Here is a 20189-nt window from a genome sequence, read left to right as displayed (position 1 = left end):
GGAGGGCGTCAGCGCGCTGTGTTCGAATCAACGGGTCAGGCGGGCGGCCCGCGCAGCGGCGGCGCGAGCCAGGGAGGAGATGCGTAATGGGGCCAGGGGAGGTCCGCGTGGCGGGGGGGTGCGCGCGCCGACGCCACGGACAGGCCGCCGGCCGTGGTGGGCAGGGCGGCGCCGGGCAGATCGAACCCGGTCACCGGCTTGCCGGTGGCCTGCGGCGTCAGATCGATCTCGGCCGCCTCGTCATGATGGTGCACATGCTCGGCATCGTGCGCCGCATGCAGCGGCGAGGGGTGATCGTGATGATCGTGGTCGCCCACGTGCAGATGCAGCCCCGCGCCCTGCAGCAGGGGCACGGCCAGCACCAGGCTCAGGACCAGCAGGGCGTGCAGCCACGTATGACGGTTGGCAGTGCGCATCGAGCCGCAATCTACGCCGGGTCCAGGACAAGGGCAAGACGCCACGCGTGCATGGGTTGCGTAAATGGCGCCCGGGGACCCCCGGGGGCCGGTTTCAGTCGGATAGCGCCGGGTAGTCGGTGTAGCCGTGTTCGTCGCCGCCGTAGAAGGTGGCTTCGTCCCATTCGTTGAGCGGGGCGTCCCGGCGGAAGCGCTCGGGCAGGTCCGGGTTGGCGATGAACGGGCGGCCGAAGGTCACCAGGTCGCAGCGGCCGGCGTCGATGCGCTGGCGGGCCTCGTCGGCGGTGTAGGCGCCGTTGCCGATGTAGGTCCGGCTGAAGCGCGAGCGGATCGCGTCGATGATGGATTCCGGGCGACCGGTCTCGTGGTTGCCCTGGAAGGAGTCCTCCACCACCTCGATGTAGGTGATGCCGGTAGCGTCCAGGGCCTCGGCGAAGGCGCTGTAGGTGGCCAGCGGGTCATCGTCGTGCATGCCATTGAAGCTGCCGGTGGGGCTCACGCGGATGCCGACACGTTCCGGTCCCCAGATCTCGATCACGGCGCGCACCACCTCCAGCGGCAGGCGGATGCGGTTCTCCACCGAGCCCCCGTAGGCGTCGGTGCGATGGTTGCTGCCACTGCGGATGAACTGGTCCAGCAGGTAGCCGTTGGCCGCGTGGATCTGCACGCCGTCGAAGCCCGCCGCCTTGGCGTTTTGCGCGCCCTGGCGATACTGCTCCACGATGCCGGGTAGTTCGTCGAGCTCCAGTGCGCGGGGTTCCTGTACCTCGACCATGCCGGATTCGGCACTGATGAAGGTGTAGGCCCCCTCGGGCTGAATGGCGGAGGGGGCGACCGGCTTCTGGCCATCGGGCTGCAGCTCCGGGCGCGAGATGCGGCCCACATGCCACAGCTGTGCCTGGATGCGTCCCCCGGCGCGATGCACGGCCTCGGTGACCTTGCGCCAGCCGTCCACCTGCTCCTGCGAGTGGATGCCCGGGGTGAACGCATACCCCTTGCCCTGCGGCGAGACCTGCGTCGCCTCGCTGATGATCAGGCCGGCACCGGCGCGCTGGGCGTAGTACTCGGCGTTCAGGTCGGTGGGCACGTCGCCCGGCTGCGCCGCACGCGAGCGCGTCAGCGGCGACATCAGTACCCGGTTTGGCAACTCCAGCGGGCCCAGGGTATAGAGGCGAAAAAGGGCGTCGTCCTGCTTGTTCATGGGGCTTCCTTGGGGTTCGTATCGATCCGTGCTGCGGTTCGGACCCGGATCAACCGAACACGTTCCTTTCAGACGGGAGCATTCCGCTGCTTCACGGTCGGATACCCGGCTCGGCCGCCTCGATCAGGGCACGGGTGCGCTCGGCGATGTAGTGTGCGGGGCGGGCCAGGGCCTGGTCCAGGGTGATGCTGCCGTCGCACAGGGCGCGGGCGTCGCTCAGGCCGAAGGCGGCCAGTTCGGCCGCATCGCAGGCAATGGAGCCGGCGACCGCCACCACCGGAACCTGTTGCTCCCGGGCGCGCCGGACGACCTCCGCGACCACCTTGCCGTGCGAGGTCTGGCCGTCCAGCTGGCCCTCGCCGGTGATGACCAGGTCGGATTCGCGGATCGCGGCATCCAGTCCGATCAGCTCGGCCAGGTAGCCCGCGCCCATGCGTGAACGGCCCCCGAGGACGCAGTCCAGGGCGAACCCGATCCCGCCGGCGGCGCCGGCGCCGGGGGTTTCGATGGGACGTTGGAGGTGCCCGGCGGTCTCGATGCATTGGGCCAGGCGTTCCAGGTGGGCATCCATTGCCGGGATGTCGTCTGCCTTAATGCCCTTTTGCGGGCCGAATACGGCGGCCGCGCCATGGGCTCCGGTCAGCGGGTTGTCGACGTCGTTCAGGATGGTGATGTCCGCCGTCTTCAGGCGTGGATCCAGCCCCTCGAAGTCCACCCGCTGGAGGGTCTCGAGGCCCGCGGGGTGCGGCGGGAGGACCTGCCCGTGACCATCCAGGAAACGCACGCCTAGGGCGGCCAGCATGCCTGCCCCGCCATCCACCGTGCCGCTGCCGCCGAGGCCAATCAGCAGGTGTTCCGCGCCCGCGTCCAGGGCCGCCCGCATCAGTTCGCCGACACCGAAGCTGTGGAGCTGCCAGGGGGCGTGCCGGTCGTCCGGGATCTGGTCCAGCCCGCAGGCGGAGGCGACATCAATGACCGCCCGTTGCTCGTGGTGGTCACAACCCCAGCCAGCGCTCAGGTGGGCGCCGGTGGGGCCGGTCACATCCGACAGGTGCCAGTCCCAGCCAAGGGTGTGGCTGACGAGTCGGGCCGTGCCCTCACCGCCATCCGCCATGGGCAGGGAGCGTACCCGGGCATCCGGTCGGGCGGCATGCACCCCGCGGGCCATGGCGGCGGCCACGTCCTCGGCCTCCAGGCTGCCCTTGTAGCTGTCCGGGCATACCACCACCCGGAATTGGTCAGACAAAAATGAGCCCCAGGATGTAGATGGTGATCATTGCGCTGATGCCCTGTAGCAGCGTGGCGGTGGTGAACACCTTGTACGCGGTGGACACCTTCATGCGGCTGAACTGGGTGACCACCCAGAAGAAGCTGTCGTTGGCGTGCGAGACGGTCATCGCACCGGCACCCACCGCCATCACGGCCAGGACCATTCCCATGGTCGAATCCAGCCCCAGCGAGGCCAGCATCGGCGCGATCATGCTGGAGGCGGTGACCAGTGCCACGGTGGACGAGCCCTGGGCGGACTTCAGCGCCGCCGCGATCAGGAACGGCACCAGCAGGCCCAGGCCCAGACCGCTCAGCAGGTCGCCCAGCTGATCGCCGATCGGGGTCTCGCGCAGCACGTTGCCGAAGGCGCCGCCGGCCCCGGTGATCAGGATGATCGGGGCCGCCAGCAGGATGGCGTCGACCGTCATCTGGTGGAAGCGATCCTTGATGCCGGCGCCCTTGATCAGCAGCAGGGCGAAGATCACGCCGATCGCCAGCGCCACCACCGGGGTCCCGAGGAAGATCAGCGCGGCGGCGAACAGGCCGGCGTCGGTATCGCGGGTGGCCAGCGAGGCAACGGAGCCGATGGAGATCAGCACGATGGGCGCCAGGATCGGCATGAACGCGCCCAGGGTCGTCGGACGGTGCTCCAGCTTGATCTCTTCCCTCTCGACCTCCTGCCCGGTGGCCTCGCTGATCGGGTCCGGTTCCAGCAGCTCTTCGTCATTGGCATGCGCGTAGCGGCTGGCCCACAGCCAGCCCACTGCGGCCGCTACGGCCGAGACGAACAGCCCGACCAGGATCACCAGGCCCAGGGCATCGGCGATGCCGATGTTGCTGGCCGCCGCAATCGGGCCGGGGGTGGGCGGCACGAAGTTGTGCGTGGCGAACAGCCCGGTCGCCAGCGCGACACTCATGGCCACCACCGAGATGCCGGCGGTCCTGGCCAGCGCGTTTTTCAGCGAGTTCAGGATCACGTAGCCGGAGTCGCAGAACACCGGGATGGACACGATGTAGCCGATGATCGAGACCGTCAGGGTGGGGAAGCGGTCGGACAGCGCGCGGATGATCGCCTCCGCCATCACCACGGCCGCGCCGGTGCGGTCGAGGATGACCCCGATGATCGTCCCCAGGGCGATCACGATGCCGATGTAGCCCAGGGTGCTGCCGAAGCCGTCGTTGATGACGCTGATCGCCTCGCGCGGCGCGATGCCGCCGATGATCGCCATCGCGAAGGCGGCGATCAGCAGGGCGAGAAACGGATGTACGCGCAGTTTCGCGGTGGCGAACACCAGCGCGGCAACGACCACAATCAGTCCGATAATCAGCATGTCGCGTCCATTCTGTTTTGGTTGTTCTGGGTGCCGCTCTGGAGTCTAGACGTCCCGTAGTGATCCCGCGCCCCGAGATCGCCCGTGATCTACAATGCGCACACTTTTTACCGTCGAGGGTTCCATCATGCATCCCGTACTCCGTTTTTCCGGGTGGCTGGTTGTGGGGCTTGCCCTGGTCGTTGCGGCGCCGGCTGCGGCCAATCCGTATTCCGGGCTGCAGGAGCGCGAGATCAAGGCACTCTCAGCGCAGGAAACCGAGGACCTGCTGGAAGGACGCGGCATGGGCATGGCACTGCCGGCCGAGCTGCACGGCTACCCGGGCCCGCTGCATGTGCTGGAGGTGGCGGAGGAGCTGGATCTGACCGTCGAACAACACCGCGAGACCGAGCGGCTGTTCGAGACCATGCGCGAGCAAGCGCGCGAACTGGGCCGGCGCATCGTGGAGCGCGAAAGGGGACTGGACGCACGCTTCGCGGAGGGTGGGATCTCCAGCGAGACCATCGAGACGCTCGCGCTCGAGATTGGCGAGCTGCGAGGCCGCCTGCGCCACCTGCATCTGTCCTATCACCTGAAGATGGATGCGCTGCTCGACGAAGAGCAGAAGGCGCGCTACCGCGAGGCCCGCGGTTATCACGCCGATCACCCGGGGGATGACTCCCATGACCCTCATCACGGCCACTCGGGTCATCACCACTGAATGCCCGTCACCTTCCTGGCAAGGAACTAACCGGATGGCACCGCGTACGATTGGAAAGGACGATCGGAGTGCGCATGACGGAAGCCCTGAACCTGGAACTGGATACGGTGGTGGTCGTGGAGACGGCGGCGCAGCCCTGGAGCGGCAGCCGCGCCGAGGGCGTGGTGCGCAAGCCGCTGGAACGCGAACAGGCGGAAGCGGGTCGCGCGACCAGCATCGTTCAGTTCGAGCCGGGCGCCCGCTTCCCGCCGCACACGCACGCGCTGGGCGAGGAGATCCTGGTGCTGTCCGGCGAATTCATCGACGATCACGGGCGCTATCCGGCCGGCACCTGGATGCGCAGCCCGCACTTGAGCCAGCACAACCCCTGGGTGGAGCAGGAGACCCTGATCTACGTGAAGACGGGGCACCTGTGAACCCGCCCGTCCCGGTCTACGCCTCCAGGCAGGGACCGGGACCTGGCAAGGCGAAGCCTGGTCGAGCCATTGCCGACAACGCAGGAGCAGGCCGATGACGCAGCCCGACGCACGCCAGGATCCGGTAATCGACCCGGCGCTCGATCCCCACCGCGCGCGCATCCGCGAGGCCTATCGGACCGACGAGGCGGCCGTGCTGCGCGAGCTGCGGGCGGGCATCCGGCTGGATGCCGAGCCCCGGGCCCGCATCGCTGCCGAGGGCGCGCGGATCGTCGAGCGGGTTCGTGCCGAGACGTCGCCGTCGATGATGGAGAGCTTCCTGGCCGAGTACGGCCTGTCCACCGAGGAGGGGGTCGGCCTGATGTGCCTGGCCGAGGCCCTGCTGCGGGTGCCGGATGCCGAGACCATCGACGAGCTGATCCAGGACAAGATCGAGCCGTCTGACTGGGGTGCCCACCTCGGGCGTTCCTCGTCGTCGCTGGTGAACACCTCCACCTGGGCGCTGATGCTGACCGGCAAGGTACTGAACGACGACCCGCAGCGCCCGGCCGCCGCACTGCGCGGTCTGATCCGGCGCGTGGGCGAGCCGCTGGTGCGCACCGCGGTGGCGCAGTCGATGAAGCTGCTGGGCCGCCAGTTCGTGCTCGGCGAGACGATCGCGCAGGGGATGCGCAATGCCCGCGAGATGGAGCGCGAGGGCTATGCCTATTCCTACGACATGCTGGGCGAGGCCGCGCGCACCGATGCCGATGCGCGGCGCTATCACCAGGCCTATGCCGCGGCGATCGCCGAGATCGCGAAACAGGCGCAGGGCGACGTGCGCTCCAGCCCCGGCATCTCGGTCAAGCTCTCCGCGCTGCACCCGCGCTACGAGTACACCCACCGCGAGACGGTGATGGCGGAACTGGTTCCGCGGGCGCGGGAACTCGCCCGGCAGGCCGCGCGCGCCGGGATTGGCTTCAACATCGACGCCGAGGAGCAGGATCGCCTGGACCTGTCGCTGGACGTGATCGAGGCCCTGCTGGCCGATCCGGAGCTGGCTGGCTGGGAGGGCTTTGGCGTGGTCGTGCAGGCCTACGGCCGCCGCGCGGCGCCGGTGATCGAGGCGCTGTACGCGCTGGCGGAACGCCTGGACCGGCGGATCATGGTGCGCCTGGTCAAGGGCGCCTACTGGGATACCGAGATCAAGCTGGCGCAGGAGCTGGGCGTGGAACACTTCCCGGTATTCACGCGCAAGGTGAACACCGACGTTAGCTACATCGCCTGCGCGCAGATGCTGCTGGACCGGCGCGACCGCATCTACCCGCAGTTCGCGACCCACAACGCGCACACCTGTGCGGCGATCCTGGCGATGGCCGGGGACGACCGCGACGGCTTCGAGTTCCAGCGCCTGCACGGCATGGGCGAGTCGGTGCACGCCATCGTCAAGGCCACGGCCGGCACCCGCTGCCGTATCTACGCCCCGGTAGGCGCGCATCGCGATCTGCTGGCCTATCTCGTGCGCCGCTTGCTGGAGAACGGCGCGAACAGCTCCTTCGTCAACCAGGTGGTGGACAGCGCGATCCCGCCGGCGGAGATCGCCCGCGATCCGCTCGCCGATCTGGATGCCCTGGGCGACGCCATTCCCAACCCGGCCATCCGCGACCCGGCCGATCTCTACCGGCCGCAGCGGCAGAACTCGCGCGGCTACCGCGTCAACGAGCCCGCCTCCATCCTGCCGCTGCTGGAGGCGCGCGAGGCCTTCGTGCAGAGCCGCTGGCGCGCTGCACCGATGCTGGCGGCCGGCCACGCGGCGCAGGGCGAGTACCGTGACGCGGTCGCGCCCGCCAATCCGGACGACGTGGTGGGTGAGGTGCGCGAGGCCACGGTGGAGGAGGTCGAACAGGCGCTGGGAACGGCGCTGTCCGGATTCGTCGACTGGTCGGCGCACTCGGTCGCGGCGCGGGCGGACCTGCTGCGCGCCATCGCGGATCGCTACGAGGCGCATGCCCCCGAGCTGATCGCCCTGGCCAATCGCGAGGCCGGCAAGACCGTCTGGGACGGCATCGCCGAGGTACGCGAGGCGGCCGACTTCCTGCGCTACTACGCCGGCGAGGCCGAGCGGCTGGCGCAGGAGGCGGAGCTTGAGCCGCGCGGGGTGTTCGTTTGCATCAGCCCGTGGAACTTCCCGCTGGCGATCTTTACCGGTCAGGTCGCCGCAGCCCTGGCGATGGGCAATACGGTAGTCGCCAAGCCCGCCGAGCAGACCCCGCTGATCGCTACCCGCGCGGTGGAACTGATGCGCGAGGCCGGCCTGCCGGAGACCGCTTTGCAGCTGCTTCCGGGTGATGGTCCGACCGTAGGCGGGCCGTTGACCGCCGATCCACGGATCGCCGGGGTTTGCTTCACCGGTTCCACCGAGGTCGCGCAGCTGATCCACCGCAGCCTGGCGGACAACGCCGGGCCGGATGCCGCGCTGATCGCCGAGACCGGCGGGTTGAACGCGATGATCGTGGACAGCTCCGCCCTGACCGAGCAGGCCGTGCGCGACATCCTCGCCTCCGCCTTCCAGTCGGCCGGCCAGCGCTGCTCGGCGCTGCGCATGCTCTACGTGCAGGACGAGGCCCATGACCGCCTGATGGAGATGCTGCGGGGCGCGATGGATGCCTTGACCATCGGCGATCCCTGGCAGCTGGCAACCGACGTCTCCCCGGTGATCGATGCCGAGGCACAGGCGGATATCCGCGACTACCTGAAGGCACAGGCGGAGAACGGCCGGCTGGTGAAGTCGCTGCCGGTGCCGGAGGCGGGGCGCTTCGTCGCCCCCTCTATCGTCAGGCTCCCGGGGATCGAGGCGCTGGAGCGCGAGGTGTTCGGGCCGGTCCTGCATGTCGCGCGCTTTCGCGCCCGGGATCTGGACGCCGTGGTGGATGCCATCAATGCCCGTGGTTACGGCCTGACCTTCGGCCTGCATACCCGCATTGATGATCGCGTGCAGCAGGTGGTGGAGCGTCTGCGGGTCGGCAACCAGTACGTCAACCGCAACCAGATCGGCGCCATCGTCGGCTCCCAGCCGTTCGGCGGCGAGGGACTCTCCGGCACCGGCCCGAAGGCGGGCGGGCCGCTGTACCTGACCCGTTTCGGGCGCCGGCCCGGCACACCCGCGGAAGTACCCGCCGCGCCGGAGCCGGGGGGCGCAGGCGTCGCGCGCAAGGTTCTGCAGCAGGCCCTGGACGCGCTGGATGCCGATGACTGGGCCGCGCGCACGGATCGCATGGAGGTACTGCGCCGCGCACTGCCGGAGCGCACGGGCCTGCTGCGCAAGGCGCTGGCCGCGACCGCGGCGTTCGACATGAGCCCGCAGACGCTGCCGGGCCCGACCGGCGAGAGCAACCGCCTGAGCCTTTATCCCCGCGGCCCGGTGCTGTGCCTGGGGCCGGGTGCGGCGCTCGCGCTGGCGCAGGCGGTGCAGGCGCTGGGGGCGGGGTGTCCGGTGGTCATGGTGGCCCCGGGCGCCGACCGCACGGCGCGCACGCTGCACAAGACCGGCGTGCCCGTGACGGGGGTCGATGGCGCGGTGGAACCGGAGACGCTGGCTGCACTGGACGGGCTGGTCGCGGTGGCCGCGTCCGGCGCCAGCGACTGGACCCGTGCGTTGCGTCAGGCGCTGGCGCAACGCGATGGGGCGATTGTCGCGCTGGAGACCGCCCCCATCGCGCCCGAACGCTACGTGGTCGAGCGCCACCTGTGCATCGACACCACCGCCGCCGGCGGCAACGCCAGCCTGCTGGCGGCGGCCGACTGACCGTGGGCGTGAGGATCACGCTTCGCTGACGACCCGGGGCCGCCGGGCGGCACGGCGTCTTCTACACTCGATCGAGACGCGACCGCGCACCACGACAACAAGGGCCATCGGCCTGATACGAGGAGAAGCTCCATGGATATCAACATGCCGATGCCCACCCTGGTGACCTTTGCCGCCTATCTGGCGGCCATGCTGATCCTCGGGATCGCGGCCTATCGCACGACCACCACGCTGTCGGACTACGTGCTCGGCGGGCGCCGCCTGGGGCCGGGGGTGGCGGCGCTGAGTGCCGGGGCCTCGGACATGAGCGGGTGGCTGCTGCTCGGGCTGCCCGGTGCGGTCTATGTGTCCGGGCTGTCCGAGTTGTGGATCGGGGTGGGCCTGGTGGTCGGGGCACTGCTGAACTGGCTGTTCGTGGCCGGGCGCTTGCGGCGCTTCACCGAGCTTGCGAAGGACTCGCTGACCATCCCGGACTTCCTCGAGAACCGCTTCGAGGACCGCACGCGCATCCTGCGGGTGGTCTCCGCGATCGTGATCCTGGTGTTCTTTACGCTCTACATCTCGGCCGGTCTGGTCGGTGGCGGGCTGCTGTTCCAGAGCTCGTTCGGCATGGACTACGAGACCGCGGTGTGGGTCGGCGCCATCGTGATTATCAGTTACACCTTCCTCGGCGGCTTTCTGGCGGTCAGCTGGACCGACTTCCTCCAGGGCATCCTGATGTTCCTGACGCTGCTGGTGGTACCGATGTTCGCGGTGGTGCTGGTCGGTGGCTGGGGCAGCGTGCAGAGCGAGGTCGCCGCCGTGGACCCGACGCATGCCCAGGTGCTCCAGGGTATGACCTTCCTTGGCATGCTCTCCCTGCTGGCCTGGGGTCTGGGCTATTTCGGTCAGCCGCATATCCTGGCGCGCTTCATGGCGCTGCGCTCTGAACGGGATGTACCGCGTGCCACGTTGATCGGCATGACCTGGATGGTCCTGGCCCTGATCGGCGCGGTGGCCACCGGTTACATGGGGATCGCCTACTTTGCCGACGCCCCGCTGGCTGACGGCGAGACCGTGCTGATCGAGCTGATCCGCGCGCTGTTCAACCCCTGGGTGGCGGGCATCCTGATGGCGGCGATCCTCGCCGCGATCATGAGCACCATCGACTCGCAACTGATCGTCTCCGCCAGTGCCATCACCAACGACTTCTATCGCGGCATCCTGCGCAGCGAGGCCGGGGCAACCGAGCTGGTGTGGATCAGCCGTGCCGCGGTGCTGGGGGTCTCGCTGATCGCGCTGCTGCTGGCCATGGCGCCGGAGGCCGGGGTGCTGGATCTGGTGGCCTACGCCTGGGGCGGGTTCGGCGCGGCCTTCGGCCCGGTGATCATCCTGGCGCTGTACTGGTCGCGGATGACGCGCAACGGGGCACTGGCGGGAATGGTGGTCGGCGCGGTCACCGTGATCCTCTGGAATCAGGCCGAAGGTGGCCTGTTCGACGTCTACGAGCTGCTGCCCGGCTTCATCTTCGCCACTGTGGCCATCGTCGTCGTCAGCCTGCTGACCGGCGGTCCGTCCGAGTCGGTGCAGCGCCAGTTCCAGGAGTCGCGGCGGCGCCCGGCGGAGTAATCCCGGTGCCAGGGGACCGGTCGATGGCGGCCTCCCGGGCCCACTGGAGGGCCAGGGCTCGCTTGGCCCGCGGCGAGGTCTGCTTGATCCGGTGTTCCTCCCGCAAGGCCTCGTTGCGCGAGGCAAAGCCCCGGGCCGCCAGTAGCTGCACGGGCCGGTGCATGCGGGTGAAGCGGGCCCCGCGGCCGGCGGCATGGGCGGCCATGCGCGCCGCCAGCTGCGGCGTGATCCCGGTGTAGATGCGACCGCCCCGGCACTCCAGCAGGTAGACGTACCAGGTCCCGTCGCGCTGTTCCGGCGCGGCCACGGCTGGCGCCATGGTCACGGGCTGTGCCGGTGCGGTCGGGTTCACCGGCGCTTCTTGCGGCGCTTCTGGCCGACCTTGATGCGCTGCAGCGCGGCCTGCAGCTCGGCATGCGCCTCCTTCGGGATGGAGGCCGAGCCGCGCAGGCGCAATCCGTTCTGGCGGCGGATCGCGGTCAGCCGGCCCTTCTGGATGCCGTAGCGCCGCGCCACATCCCGCACCGTGTGCTGGAACGTCTTTGGCGGATCACCGCGGCGGGTCCGCGGATGACCGTCCTCGATCTCGATGCTGAAGATGATGCTGACCTGCCAGATCAGCAGGGCGCCCGCGACCAGCAGCAAGGCAATCATCAACAGCAACGAGATCAGCATGGCGTCCCCTCCAGTGGGATGGGCCCGAAGGACACGGGCCTTGTGCAAATGGACTGGGCCGATCGTAGCACCCGAGTGCGGTTATGCGGGCCCGTGGGCGCGTCAACCGGGCGGCACAGGTCCGAACTTCCGCGTGCTGGCCGGAGGGCGGTGATGTGGAAACAGAATGTTCGGTTTGCACAATTAATAGTACAATGTGCGATATGCACTGACTTGGAGGTGCGCCATGAACGCTGCGGAAGCCCTGGCTCCGGAACGCGCCGATATCCTGCGCGAGGCGCTGGTCAATGCCGGGAAGGCGCTGGGTCTGACCCAGGCGGAGCTGGGTCAGGTCGTCGGGCGCGGGCGCACGGACATCAGCCGCGGCAATATCGATCCGTCCAGCAAGCCGGGCGAACTGGCACTGTTGTTGATCCGCTGCTATCGCGCCCTGTACGTTCTGACCGGTGGGGATGCCGCGGCCATGAAGCACTGGATGCACACGCCGAATCATCACACCGGCGGTGTGCCGGCCGAGCAGATCCGCACGGTGCAGGGGCTGGTGGGCGTGCTTGAGTATCTCGACGCCATCCGCGGCAAGCTGTGAGGCGGGGCTGACATGCCGGACTGGAATGCGCTGATCGAGGCCGCGCCGCGCGTCACGCTGCGAGGCGAGGTCCTGCGTCTGGTCGAGAGCCAGGAGCAGGTGGCCACCAACCAGCTCGTTTCCTCGCTCGACCGCCAGGCCGTGCTGGAGGCGATGCTGGAGGCGACCAAGCCGCCCCTGCGCCCGGGTACGGAACGGCTGCACTACCTGCTGGCGACCCCGTTTCGGTATCCGCCGCTGCGCCATGGTTCGCGCTTCGGCCGTCGCCACGAGCCCAGCCTGTTCTACGGTGCCCTGCGCGAGCGCACGGTCCTCGCTGAGGCGGCCTTTTACCGCTTCGTTTTCTGGTACGGCATGGCGACCCCGCCGCCCTCCAAGCTCGACACGCAGCACACCCTGTTCGCCGCGCGCTACCAGAGTGTTAACGGCCTGCAGCTCCATCAGCCCCCGTTCGCTGAACACGCGGACCTGTTGCGTCACCCCGCCGACTATCAGGCCACCCAGGCTCTGGGTGCCGCGCTGCGCGAGACCGACATCGACCTGTTCGAGTACGCATCCGCCCGCGATCCGCATGGCGGCCCCAATCTGGCACTGTTCGATCCGCGCCCGTTCACCCGTCTGCGGCCCACCCGCCAGGACGCCTGGCTGTGCCAGCTCACCGCCGACCACGTCCGCTTCCTCAAACCCCGCGACGGTGCCCTGCACGACCTCCCCCTGACCCAGTTCCACTACCAGGGCCGGCTGCCGCTCCCCGCCTGACAGCCGTACCCACACCCGTCATTGCGAGGCCTCGCAGAGGCCGTGGCAATCGGTCGGACCCGCCCACAGGGCCCCGTTCTTTCGATGGCGTATGCCTGCAGGAAAATGTCAGAAGTAGTCGTCTTCGCGCTGATGACGAAACGCGAGGAGGGTCACCCTTTCGGCATCGTCAATTTCGAACAGGGCCACGTAGCCCGAACGGCCAAAAGGGATCAGGAGCTCTCGGATGTGGGGATGGGCGGGGTCCAGCGTACGGCAGCTCAGCGGGAAAGTTTCCAGTAGGGATACGGCCTGGCCAATGGCCGTGCGGGCGCGGTTTGCGGCTGTCGGATCCTGTTCTGCCAGGAATGCGACAAGCCGCATCAGGTCGTCGCGTGCCTGCGCCGTAAAGCGGACCGAGTAACTCATCCTTGAGCCTCCGGTGGACGGGCTATTTCGTGCTCAACATCTGGTCGAGCTCGTCCAGGACCGATTGCGCCGGATAGTACACACCGGTCTCCCGGGCGTTACGCGCGGATTCCAGCCCGCGCTCCAGAAATTGGGCGCGCGCCTGGCGGCGGTGAATCTCGTGACGCACGGCATCCTCGATAAACGCCGATAGCGTTTCTTCCTCGCCCAGGGCCTGCTCGACCTGGTGGCGAAACGCATCACTGACCCGCAGGGCGGGTAACGTCGCATTCTTCATGGTCCGTCTCCGGCTCAACCTCCCGGTACTGTATCGCATATGCGATACAGTACCCAGGCGCACTTATTCCGAACCCTTTGACGGTTCAGATAGTCCCTTTCCGGCCGCGGCGTCTGAGGTGTTCAGCCACCAGATGGTGAATAGCAGCATGGCGGTGATGATCGGGTACTTTGCGAGCGTTATGCCGGTAGACGGAATGGCAAGAGACGCCAGAATGCCCGCGACCAGCCCCATCTTGATAGCCAGTGGCACCTTGCCGAAAGGCCGGTTCATCATGAACGCGCCCGCATAGAGGGCGATCCAGCCCCACAATCCTGCGAGTGCGGCGAACAGGCTTCTCGCTTCAAAGAGGAGCCGGGCCCCCATGAATTCCTCTTCGCTCAGGCCCTGTTCCCGCGCAAAGCGCTGCGACGCTTCGTCGAAGAGCTGGTTGAGTCCTTGATCCGGCGAGAAATAGTCGTTGGCCAGCCAGAAAACCCAGGCCAGGAACCAGACAAAAATCACGCTGGAGACGGCCAGCGCCACGAGCGTGGCGACCTTGAGCACTATTCTCACGATTTTCACCATTCCCTCCCCTTGAATGCACGCAGTCCGTTACGCATGGATCCGCGGAACACAAATAGGGTGCGGACCAGGTACGGCATCAGGACCGGGATGTAGAACACGAGCGTCATCTTGAGCCATCGAGGTGCCCCGTCGGCCACATGCAAGATTCCCAGGAAAAGCACCGAAAACGGGGCCAATAATGCCAGGCCCGCGTAGAACGCCCGTGTACCCAGGCGAGCGCGGCTACGCGAGCCAAGGATTATCAGCGCGAAGAGAGTCGCGTAAATAGAAAGAAAAGACAGCCACCATGTGAGAAGAGCCAGACTGTACATGGACCATTATTTCCCGTCGTAGGGCGCGTTTTGGATATTCGGAAGCGCGGCATGCATCTGGATCCAGGGAACGCCGAGCCGGCCTGGATATTCCTCCAGTAGCAGCTGGTCCCCCTCGCGTACCGACCGGTAGAGCGCACCACCGACCTGCACCCCCATCCGCGACTGAGGACCGTCCCAGCCAGCCACGCGCAGGTACCGGCGCGTGCCGCCCCGCCCGCGCCGGACGGTCTTTTCCTGTAAACCCACCACGTACTGGTTTGGTGCCGCATGATCAAGCGCCATATTCACTTCTCGCAGCAGGCCGTAGCTGGTCATCAGGGCACCGAGGTACCCCACCAGGGCCAGTTCGAGCAGGACAAGATGCGTTCGTGAAGTCCGTCCGAGCAGCACGATGGTCAGCACCATCAGCGAGCCGATTACGATCGCGGCGACGGGGAGCGCAAGCGACAGGAGGCCAGCCATGCTGGCAGGCGCCGGCAGGGGCGAAAGCATGATCGGTGCCAACAGAACGAGTCCGCCGAACAGCAGGGCCGTGCTGGCACCCGTGAAAAGCGCGGCCTTCCATGCAAATGGTTCCCTGCGACCGCGCACTGCGGCAGGAATCTCCGCCTCCAGCGCCTCGGAGATGTCGCGCAACAGGGGGACGAATGCCCGGGCGAGCAGGATCGGTCGCGGCTCCTTGCGCCACCTCGACGATTTAACCTCCACCCAGATCCGTTGGCGTCGAACGCGGATCTGACGAAACCGGACGTTCTGTTTTTCGCATTCATCGAGGAGGCGCAGCATCCGCGCCTGGGTCGTGGCGCAGCCCTTGAGTGCGCGGCAGATGCTTCGCTGCTCCGTGACCTGGTAAAAGGCCCGGTCGAATGAGCGGTTCCCTGTGCGGCAGGCCACGGAGAGTCCGATCGCCGTAAATGGGTAGTCCCACCAGCGCCGGGCCTTGACGCGCATTTCGATATCCGGCGCCCGGTCAAAGCCGATGCGTTGCAAGGGGGCGCGTCGACTTCCGGTTTCTTGCTCACTGTAAAGCGCACCCTCGGGTGGATCCCCCATCCGTTTGCCCGTGTACGGGTTGATGAGCGTGAGGGCTTCCAGTTTCCAACGGTCTTCCATTCGGGCGCGATAGCCAATGACCGCCATTCCGATCATCGTGACCAACCCGGCCAACATCCACATATGCACGTCCCCTGTGGCAGCGTGTGACAGCGAACCCGTCGGGTCCTACTCGGTGTCATTCCGGGGTGAGCGGCCCGGACGCCACTCGGCCTGCAACGCGAACAGCTCGATCAGTGCCCGGGCGTTCGGATCGTCACAGCCGTGTTCGTCGATGCGCTGCCCCACCTGGGACTGGATGTCTTCCTGGCCACGCATCAGGGTTGCCGCGATCTGTTGTTGGGTAGCTTCGGGGTGCTGATCTTCCAGCGCCATGACGGAGCGCAGATAGATCATCTGCTGGTTGGCCAGAAAGGAGATCATCTGATCCCCATCGACTTCCGTGCAGCGCATGGCGGCCGTACTGGCGGCGACGAACTGGCTCAGGATGTGCAGGATCTCGGGGGAGTCATCGGCCTCTGCCGGGACAATGAGGCCCAGCAGCAGCAACCACACGAGCGTCGCGGCCCCGATGGTGGAAGCGCAAAGGCGGTGCGATCGCGTGCACGAGGCAAGGCCCGGACGGGCCGAACTGCGGCGGGTCTTCTCCATCGTTTCCCTCCCTGGAAACATTGCGGGCCCGTTGATCGGGTGCACCCCTAATCTAGATGCCCGGTGCAGGCCTGTCACCCCTTGATCTGCCCGCGCGGATGGGAGGCATCGAGGTGGCCGAGTTGACCCGGGCCGCCCGTACGTGAGTTGTCGCCGCTACAGGGCGTGGCCGGTGATGCGCTGGTAGATGGAGAAGCCGGCGTCCCGGTCCTGGCAGCGCAGGATGGCGGCGCGGCCCGGGGTGGACGGGTCTGGCTGCAGGTTCACGCCGGCCGCCTCGGCGGCCCGGAAGTCGGCATCCCGCAGGTCGGCCTCGCCGAACACCGAGATCACGAAGCCACCGGGGATGGGCGGCGGCGGGGTGAACGCCTCGCCGTCGGCCAGCGCGACCCAGGCTGGGATGAACGCCGGGCCGTAGAAGTCGAAGAAGCCGTTGGAGCCGCGCAGGTGGGCCTCGATGGGCTGGCCGCCGATCAGTTCGATGTTGCAGATGCCGCTGTAGCCGGCCAGGTTGCGGCGCACCCAGTCGGTGATCCAGGGCTCGATTTCGGGTACGGCGGCGCCGATCTCCCAGTAGACCGGGCGCGCGGCGTCCTTCTGTTCCGAGCCGCGGGTGTGGGCGAACCAGCGCACCGCGCCGTTTTCTACCAAGCAGTCGGTGCTGGTGTGGGTGCCCTCCAGCCGCTGGCACCAGAAACTGCCGGGTTCGGCCGGCACCTCGGCGACGGGCATGGCGCGCGCATCCAGGCCCATGCCGGCCAGGTTTGTGATGGGCTTGACGAAGACGGTGTCATCCTCCGTCAGCCCCATATCGGTTGGCGCGACGCCGCAGGGGGCCGCCGCGAGCCCGGCATCCAGGGCGAGGCGTAGCTTGTCGTAGATGTGGCGGTGGTCCGGGTTGAGCCGCCAGGCGGCGGCATCGGATACCGCCACTTCGCGCCGGGGCTCGGGCCGGAAGATGTGCCGGCGTTCAGGGAGGACACCGACGAACGGCACTAGCCGGCCTCCGGCAGCCGCTGTTCGTGGCTCGCGCGCAGGCGTTCCACCTCGCACAGCAGCGACTTGAAGGCGGGGAAGCCGCTGATCGGGTCCAGCGAGCGGTCGTCGGTCAGTTCGTTCACGTTGGCATGGTTCCAGCCGTGCTGGCAGTGGGCCACGCCGGGCTTGATGCGGGCCGTGACCCGGGCCACGAATGCGACGCGCCCGCGCGGCGAGCGCACCTCGACCGTGTCGCCGTTCGCGATGCCGCGCGCGGCGGCATCAATCGGGTGCAGTTCCACCAGGGGTTCGGGCATGGCCCGGCGCATGCGCTCCAGGAACTGGTGCTGCGAGTGGGTGGCATGCTTGTGGCGCGCGCCACTGGTCAGCACCAGCGGGTAGTCGCGGGCGAGCTCCGGCGTGGAGACCGGGCTCTCCGCCGGTTCACGGTAGAGCGGGAGGCCGTCGTGCCCGGCCGCGCGCAGTTCTTCGGCGTCGAACTCCACCTTGCCGCTGACCGTGCGAAACCCGTCGATCCGGTACTGGCGGTCGCCATCCTCGAAGCCGTGCGCAAGCATGTCGTCCAGTGCCTTGGCGAACACGGTGACGCCGTCCGGGTCGTTATAGACCTGTTCGCGGATGGCCTCCGGTATGCCCTCGGCGGCCTCGGCCCAGCTGGCCTCCAGGTCGCCGTTCCAGAACTGATCCGCCATGCCCAGACGCACGCCCAGCTCCAGAAACGCCTCGCCATCCGGGCGCGCCTCGCCGCGCGGGGCGACGGCCGGGCGGCGATAGCGCAGCTCGCCGCGGAAGTTGCAGCCGGGGTAGGCGATCAGCGCCGCGCGCTCCAGGCTGGTGGCGGCCGGCAGCACGATGTCGGCCATGCGCGTGGCCGGGTTGTGGAAGAAGTCCGACGCGGCGAAGAAATCCAGGGCGCCTAGCGCCTGTTCCATGCGCTTCGAGTTCGGCCACATCGCGGTGTTGATGCCCATCGCCAGCAGGGCGCGAACGGGCTGTGGCTGCCCCTCGAGGATGGCATCCGGCAGCAGCATGCTTTGCGCCGCCGGCCAGTGGGCCGTCCACACCGGGTAGGTCTCGTCGCCGATGCGCGGCGGCAGGTTCTCGCGGCAGTGGTCGAACAGGTCGATCGACTTCGGCGTGATCTTGTCGTTGAAGAAGCGGTTGCCGCCCTCGCGGTCGATGTTGCCGGTGACCGCCGCCAGCAGGACCACCGCGCGGTGATTCTGGAAGCCGTTGGAGTGCTGCACGGTGGCGGTGGGCGAGAGCATGATCTGCGCCGGGGCGTGGGTGGCGTACAGCTCGGCGGCGCGCTCCAGGTCGGCGGCATCGATGCCGCAGATTCGTGCGACGCGCTCGGGCGGGAAATCGGCCACATACTCGCGGAAGGCCGCCACCCCGTTGCCCCATTCGTCGAGGAAGGCCTGGTCCTGCCAGCCGTTCTCGAAGATCAGGTGGTGCATGCCCAGTGCCAGTGCCCCGTCCGTGCCCGGCCGGATCTGCAGGTGCACCTCGGCCTGTTCCGCCAGCGGGGTCACCCGCGGGTCCACTACCACGGTGGCGCAGCCGGGACGGGCCGCCGCCAGGGGGTGCTGGTGGAACGGCGGGATGGAACCGCGCGGGTTGGTGGACCACACCAGCAGGCAGCGGGTGGCATCCGAGGCCACGGTGGAGGAGGTCTTGATCTTGGTGCCGAAGGTCACTTCCTCCGCCACCTTGGTGGAGGAAAAGCAGCAGCCGCTCTCGGTCAGGTAGTTGGGCGAGCCGAAGGCGTGCGCCAGACGCTGGAGCTGCGGGCGTGCCTCCTTGGTGTAGCCGGCGAAGAAGGCCGCCGCCGGGGCGCCGTGCTCCTCGCGGGTCGCGAGCAGGCGCTCGGCGATGGTGTCCAGCGCCTCGTCCCAGGAGATGCGCTCGAATTCGCCGCTGCCGCGCGCCCCGGTCCGCCGCAGCGGGTAGAGCAGGCGTTCCGGGTGGTTGCGCCGATCCAGCTGCACGTAGCAGCGCGGGCAGTCGGGACCGTCGATCTTGACGGGCTCGCCGTCCGTGTCGAGGTGCACGTCGATCGCGCAGTTGGCATCGCACTCGTAGCAGGTACTTTTTACACTCGCCATCGCGCGACGTTCCTTGTTCTGCCGGCAGTCCCGTTCGCTGGATAGGGATTATGCCGGTAGTCCCCGTCCCTCTCGAACAACGCCTGGAATCACGGGGCTTCCGGTCTGCCGAGCGGGCGGTTCAGCATGCTGCCGAAGGCAGGCATTGTTCAGTTTCCCGGGGACAGCTCGGAGCAACCGCCCTCTACGCCGGTGCGCAACGACCCGGATCTTTTTAGTGTCTTCCGGAGTGGGTTCGGAGGCCGTGACGGGCGAGCATCGAGGCGGCCGCGGCATAGGCGGCGAGCAGCAGCACCACGTGTTCCATCGACCACGCCAGGTCCAGCAGTGCACCGGCCGCGACGGGCGCCGCGGCGGTGGCGAAGATCATCGCGGACTGGGCCACGGCGCGGATCGCGCCCAGGTGGGTGGTGCCGTAGAGCTCCGCCCAGATCACGCCCATCAGGGTATTGGCGATGCCCATGCCGAGCCCGGCCAGTGCCAGGTAAACCGGCGCAAGCCAGATGCCGTCGAGCAGGCTCAGTGCCAGCAGGGCCAGGATCAGCGGGGCGAGGTGCCAGGGCAGCAGGCGCCGCGAGCCAAAACGGTCCACCAGCGGCCCGGCTACGAACAGCGACAGCAGGTGCGTGGCGGCAAAGGCCACGAAGCTGGAGGCCAGCCAGGCCAGTGTCCAGTCCTTGGATTCCGCCAGCGGCACCTGGTGGAAGAACACTGCTGTAATGATGAAGGGCGCACCCATCAGCGCCGGAAGCACCATGTAGAAACGCGGATCGCGCAGGACCTCGCGGTGTTCTGGTCAAGTGAGAACGGACACCCCTCTAAGCAACGGCCTTTTCCCACTCCCGGGGGGTAAGTTGGCCCAGGGCCGTGTGGGGTCGGACGCTGTTGTACTGCATTTCGATGTACTCCACGACATCCAGTCGGGCGGCCTCGCGGGTACGGTAGGTCCGGGCGTCGGTCCACTCGCTTTTCAGTGCGCCGAAGAAGCGCTCCATCACCGCGTTGTCCCAGCAGTTGCCCTTGCGGCTCATGGAGGGCACGAAGCCCAACGCATCCAGCCGTTCCTG

The 20189-nt window shown here is 68.0% G+C and carries 21 protein-coding genes and 1 pseudogene; 6 read left to right on the top strand and 16 right to left on the bottom strand.

The annotated features are described in order from the left end of the window. Positions 1-35 precede the first annotated feature (35 nt). The 4 genes from F572_RS0107865 to F572_RS0107850 form a co-directional block, all read right to left on the bottom strand. Entirely contained in the window at positions 36-416 is a 381-nt protein-coding gene (locus F572_RS0107865) for a hypothetical protein (RefSeq protein ID WP_017940715.1), read from the bottom strand. A gap of 94 nt (positions 417-510) precedes the next feature. Then, on the bottom strand, positions 511-1617 hold the full coding sequence (locus F572_RS0107860; RefSeq protein WP_017940716.1) for an alkene reductase: 1107 nt from the start codon (positions 1615-1617) through the stop codon (positions 511-513). Positions 1618-1708: 91 nt separating this feature from the next. Beyond that, positions 1709-2845, bottom strand: a complete 1137-nt coding sequence (locus F572_RS0107855) for a glycerate kinase (protein WP_081601983.1) — start codon at positions 2843-2845, stop codon at positions 1709-1711. Between the two features lie 10 nt (positions 2846-2855). Next, a complete protein-coding gene (locus F572_RS0107850; RefSeq protein WP_017940718.1) occupies positions 2856-4217 on the bottom strand; it encodes a GntP family permease in 1362 nt (453 codons plus the stop codon). A gap of 94 nt (positions 4218-4311) precedes the next feature. Here F572_RS0107850 and F572_RS0107845 point away from each other — a divergent pair, with 94 nt between their 5' ends. The 4 genes from F572_RS0107845 (at position 4312) to putP (ending at position 10725) form a co-directional block, all read left to right on the top strand. Then, entirely contained in the window at positions 4312-4917 is a 606-nt protein-coding gene (locus tag F572_RS0107845) for a Spy/CpxP family protein refolding chaperone (protein ID WP_017940719.1), read from the top strand. Positions 4918-4991: 74 nt separating this feature from the next. After that, positions 4992-5333 (top strand): cupin domain-containing protein, encoded by a 342-nt coding sequence (locus F572_RS0107840; protein WP_017940720.1) that lies wholly within the window; start codon positions 4992-4994, stop codon positions 5331-5333. Positions 5334-5427: 94 nt separating this feature from the next. Next, a complete protein-coding gene (gene putA / locus F572_RS0107835; RefSeq protein WP_017940721.1) occupies positions 5428-9117 on the top strand; it encodes a bifunctional proline dehydrogenase/L-glutamate gamma-semialdehyde dehydrogenase PutA in 3690 nt (1229 codons plus the stop codon). A gap of 132 nt (positions 9118-9249) precedes the next feature. Beyond that, complete coding sequence (putP, locus tag F572_RS0107830) at positions 9250-10725, top strand: sodium/proline symporter PutP (protein WP_017940722.1); 1476 nt, start codon at positions 9250-9252, stop codon at positions 10723-10725. A 10-nt stretch (positions 10726-10735) separates the two neighbouring features. Here putP and F572_RS15275 read toward each other — a convergent pair. Both F572_RS15275 and F572_RS0107820 read right to left on the bottom strand, forming a co-directional pair. Further along, a pseudogene (locus tag F572_RS15275) lies at positions 10736-11044 on the bottom strand (GIY-YIG nuclease family protein); the annotation flags it as partial. Positions 11045-11073: 29 nt separating this feature from the next. Next, the gene (locus F572_RS0107820) at positions 11074-11400 is read right to left on the bottom strand and encodes a DUF3634 family protein (protein ID WP_017940723.1); all 327 of its coding nucleotides are present in this window, start codon (positions 11398-11400) and stop codon (positions 11074-11076) included. A 226-nt stretch (positions 11401-11626) separates the two neighbouring features. On the opposite strand from F572_RS0107820, the gene F572_RS0107815 reads away from it, so the two are divergent. Both F572_RS0107815 and F572_RS0107810 read left to right on the top strand, forming a co-directional pair. Beyond that, positions 11627-11986: an MbcA/ParS/Xre antitoxin family protein gene (locus tag F572_RS0107815; RefSeq protein ID WP_017940724.1), complete on the top strand. Its 360-nt coding sequence runs from the start codon at positions 11627-11629 to the stop codon at positions 11984-11986. Positions 11987-11998: 12 nt separating this feature from the next. Beyond that, positions 11999-12745, top strand: coding sequence for an RES family NAD+ phosphorylase (locus tag F572_RS0107810; RefSeq protein ID WP_017940725.1), 747 nt, complete (start codon positions 11999-12001; stop codon positions 12743-12745). Between the two features lie 108 nt (positions 12746-12853). Here F572_RS0107810 and F572_RS0107805 read toward each other — a convergent pair whose 3' ends face one another. The 10 genes from F572_RS0107805 to F572_RS0107760 form a co-directional block, all read right to left on the bottom strand. Beyond that, positions 12854-13153 (bottom strand): type II toxin-antitoxin system RelE/ParE family toxin, encoded by a 300-nt coding sequence (locus tag F572_RS0107805; RefSeq protein ID WP_017940726.1) that lies wholly within the window; start codon positions 13151-13153, stop codon positions 12854-12856. Positions 13154-13175: 22 nt separating this feature from the next. Beyond that, positions 13176-13430: a YlcI/YnfO family protein gene (locus tag F572_RS0107800; protein ID WP_017940727.1), complete on the bottom strand. Its 255-nt coding sequence runs from the start codon at positions 13428-13430 to the stop codon at positions 13176-13178. A gap of 63 nt (positions 13431-13493) precedes the next feature. Next, complete coding sequence (locus F572_RS0107795) at positions 13494-13997, bottom strand: hypothetical protein (protein WP_017940728.1); 504 nt, start codon at positions 13995-13997, stop codon at positions 13494-13496. Continuing rightward, positions 13991-14308: a hypothetical protein gene (locus F572_RS15935; RefSeq protein WP_017940729.1), complete on the bottom strand. Its 318-nt coding sequence runs from the start codon at positions 14306-14308 to the stop codon at positions 13991-13993. Before F572_RS15935 ends, F572_RS0107795 begins: the two co-directional genes overlap by 7 nt. 6 nt (positions 14309-14314) lie before the next feature. Continuing rightward, on the bottom strand, positions 14315-15487 hold the full coding sequence (locus tag F572_RS0107785; RefSeq protein ID WP_017940730.1) for a hypothetical protein: 1173 nt from the start codon (positions 15485-15487) through the stop codon (positions 14315-14317). Between the two features lie 45 nt (positions 15488-15532). Beyond that, on the bottom strand, positions 15533-16015 hold the full coding sequence (locus F572_RS0107780) for a hypothetical protein (protein ID WP_017940731.1): 483 nt from the start codon (positions 16013-16015) through the stop codon (positions 15533-15535). A gap of 156 nt (positions 16016-16171) precedes the next feature. Beyond that, complete coding sequence (locus F572_RS0107775) at positions 16172-17011, bottom strand: hypothetical protein (protein ID WP_017940732.1); 840 nt, start codon at positions 17009-17011, stop codon at positions 16172-16174. Next, entirely contained in the window at positions 17011-19122 is a 2112-nt protein-coding gene (locus F572_RS0107770) for a molybdopterin-dependent oxidoreductase (RefSeq protein WP_017940733.1), read from the bottom strand. The genes F572_RS0107775 and F572_RS0107770 overlap by 1 nt, the downstream gene beginning before the upstream one ends. Positions 19123-19336: 214 nt before the next feature. Continuing rightward, positions 19337-19879 (bottom strand): MFS transporter, encoded by a 543-nt coding sequence (locus F572_RS0107765; RefSeq protein ID WP_017940734.1) that lies wholly within the window; start codon positions 19877-19879, stop codon positions 19337-19339. Positions 19880-19940: 61 nt separating this feature from the next. Next, a partial coding sequence (locus F572_RS0107760; RefSeq protein WP_018158313.1) for an integrase core domain-containing protein occupies positions 19941-20189 on the bottom strand: 249 nt, incomplete at its 5' end.

Origin of the sequence: Thioalkalivibrio sp. ALE14 (assembly GCF_000376845.1) — a bacterium.
GTDB lineage: Bacteria > Pseudomonadota > Gammaproteobacteria > Ectothiorhodospirales > Ectothiorhodospiraceae > Thioalkalivibrio.
Note: the sequence above shows the minus strand (reverse complement) of the source record. Positions and strands in the feature narration are given on the sequence as shown.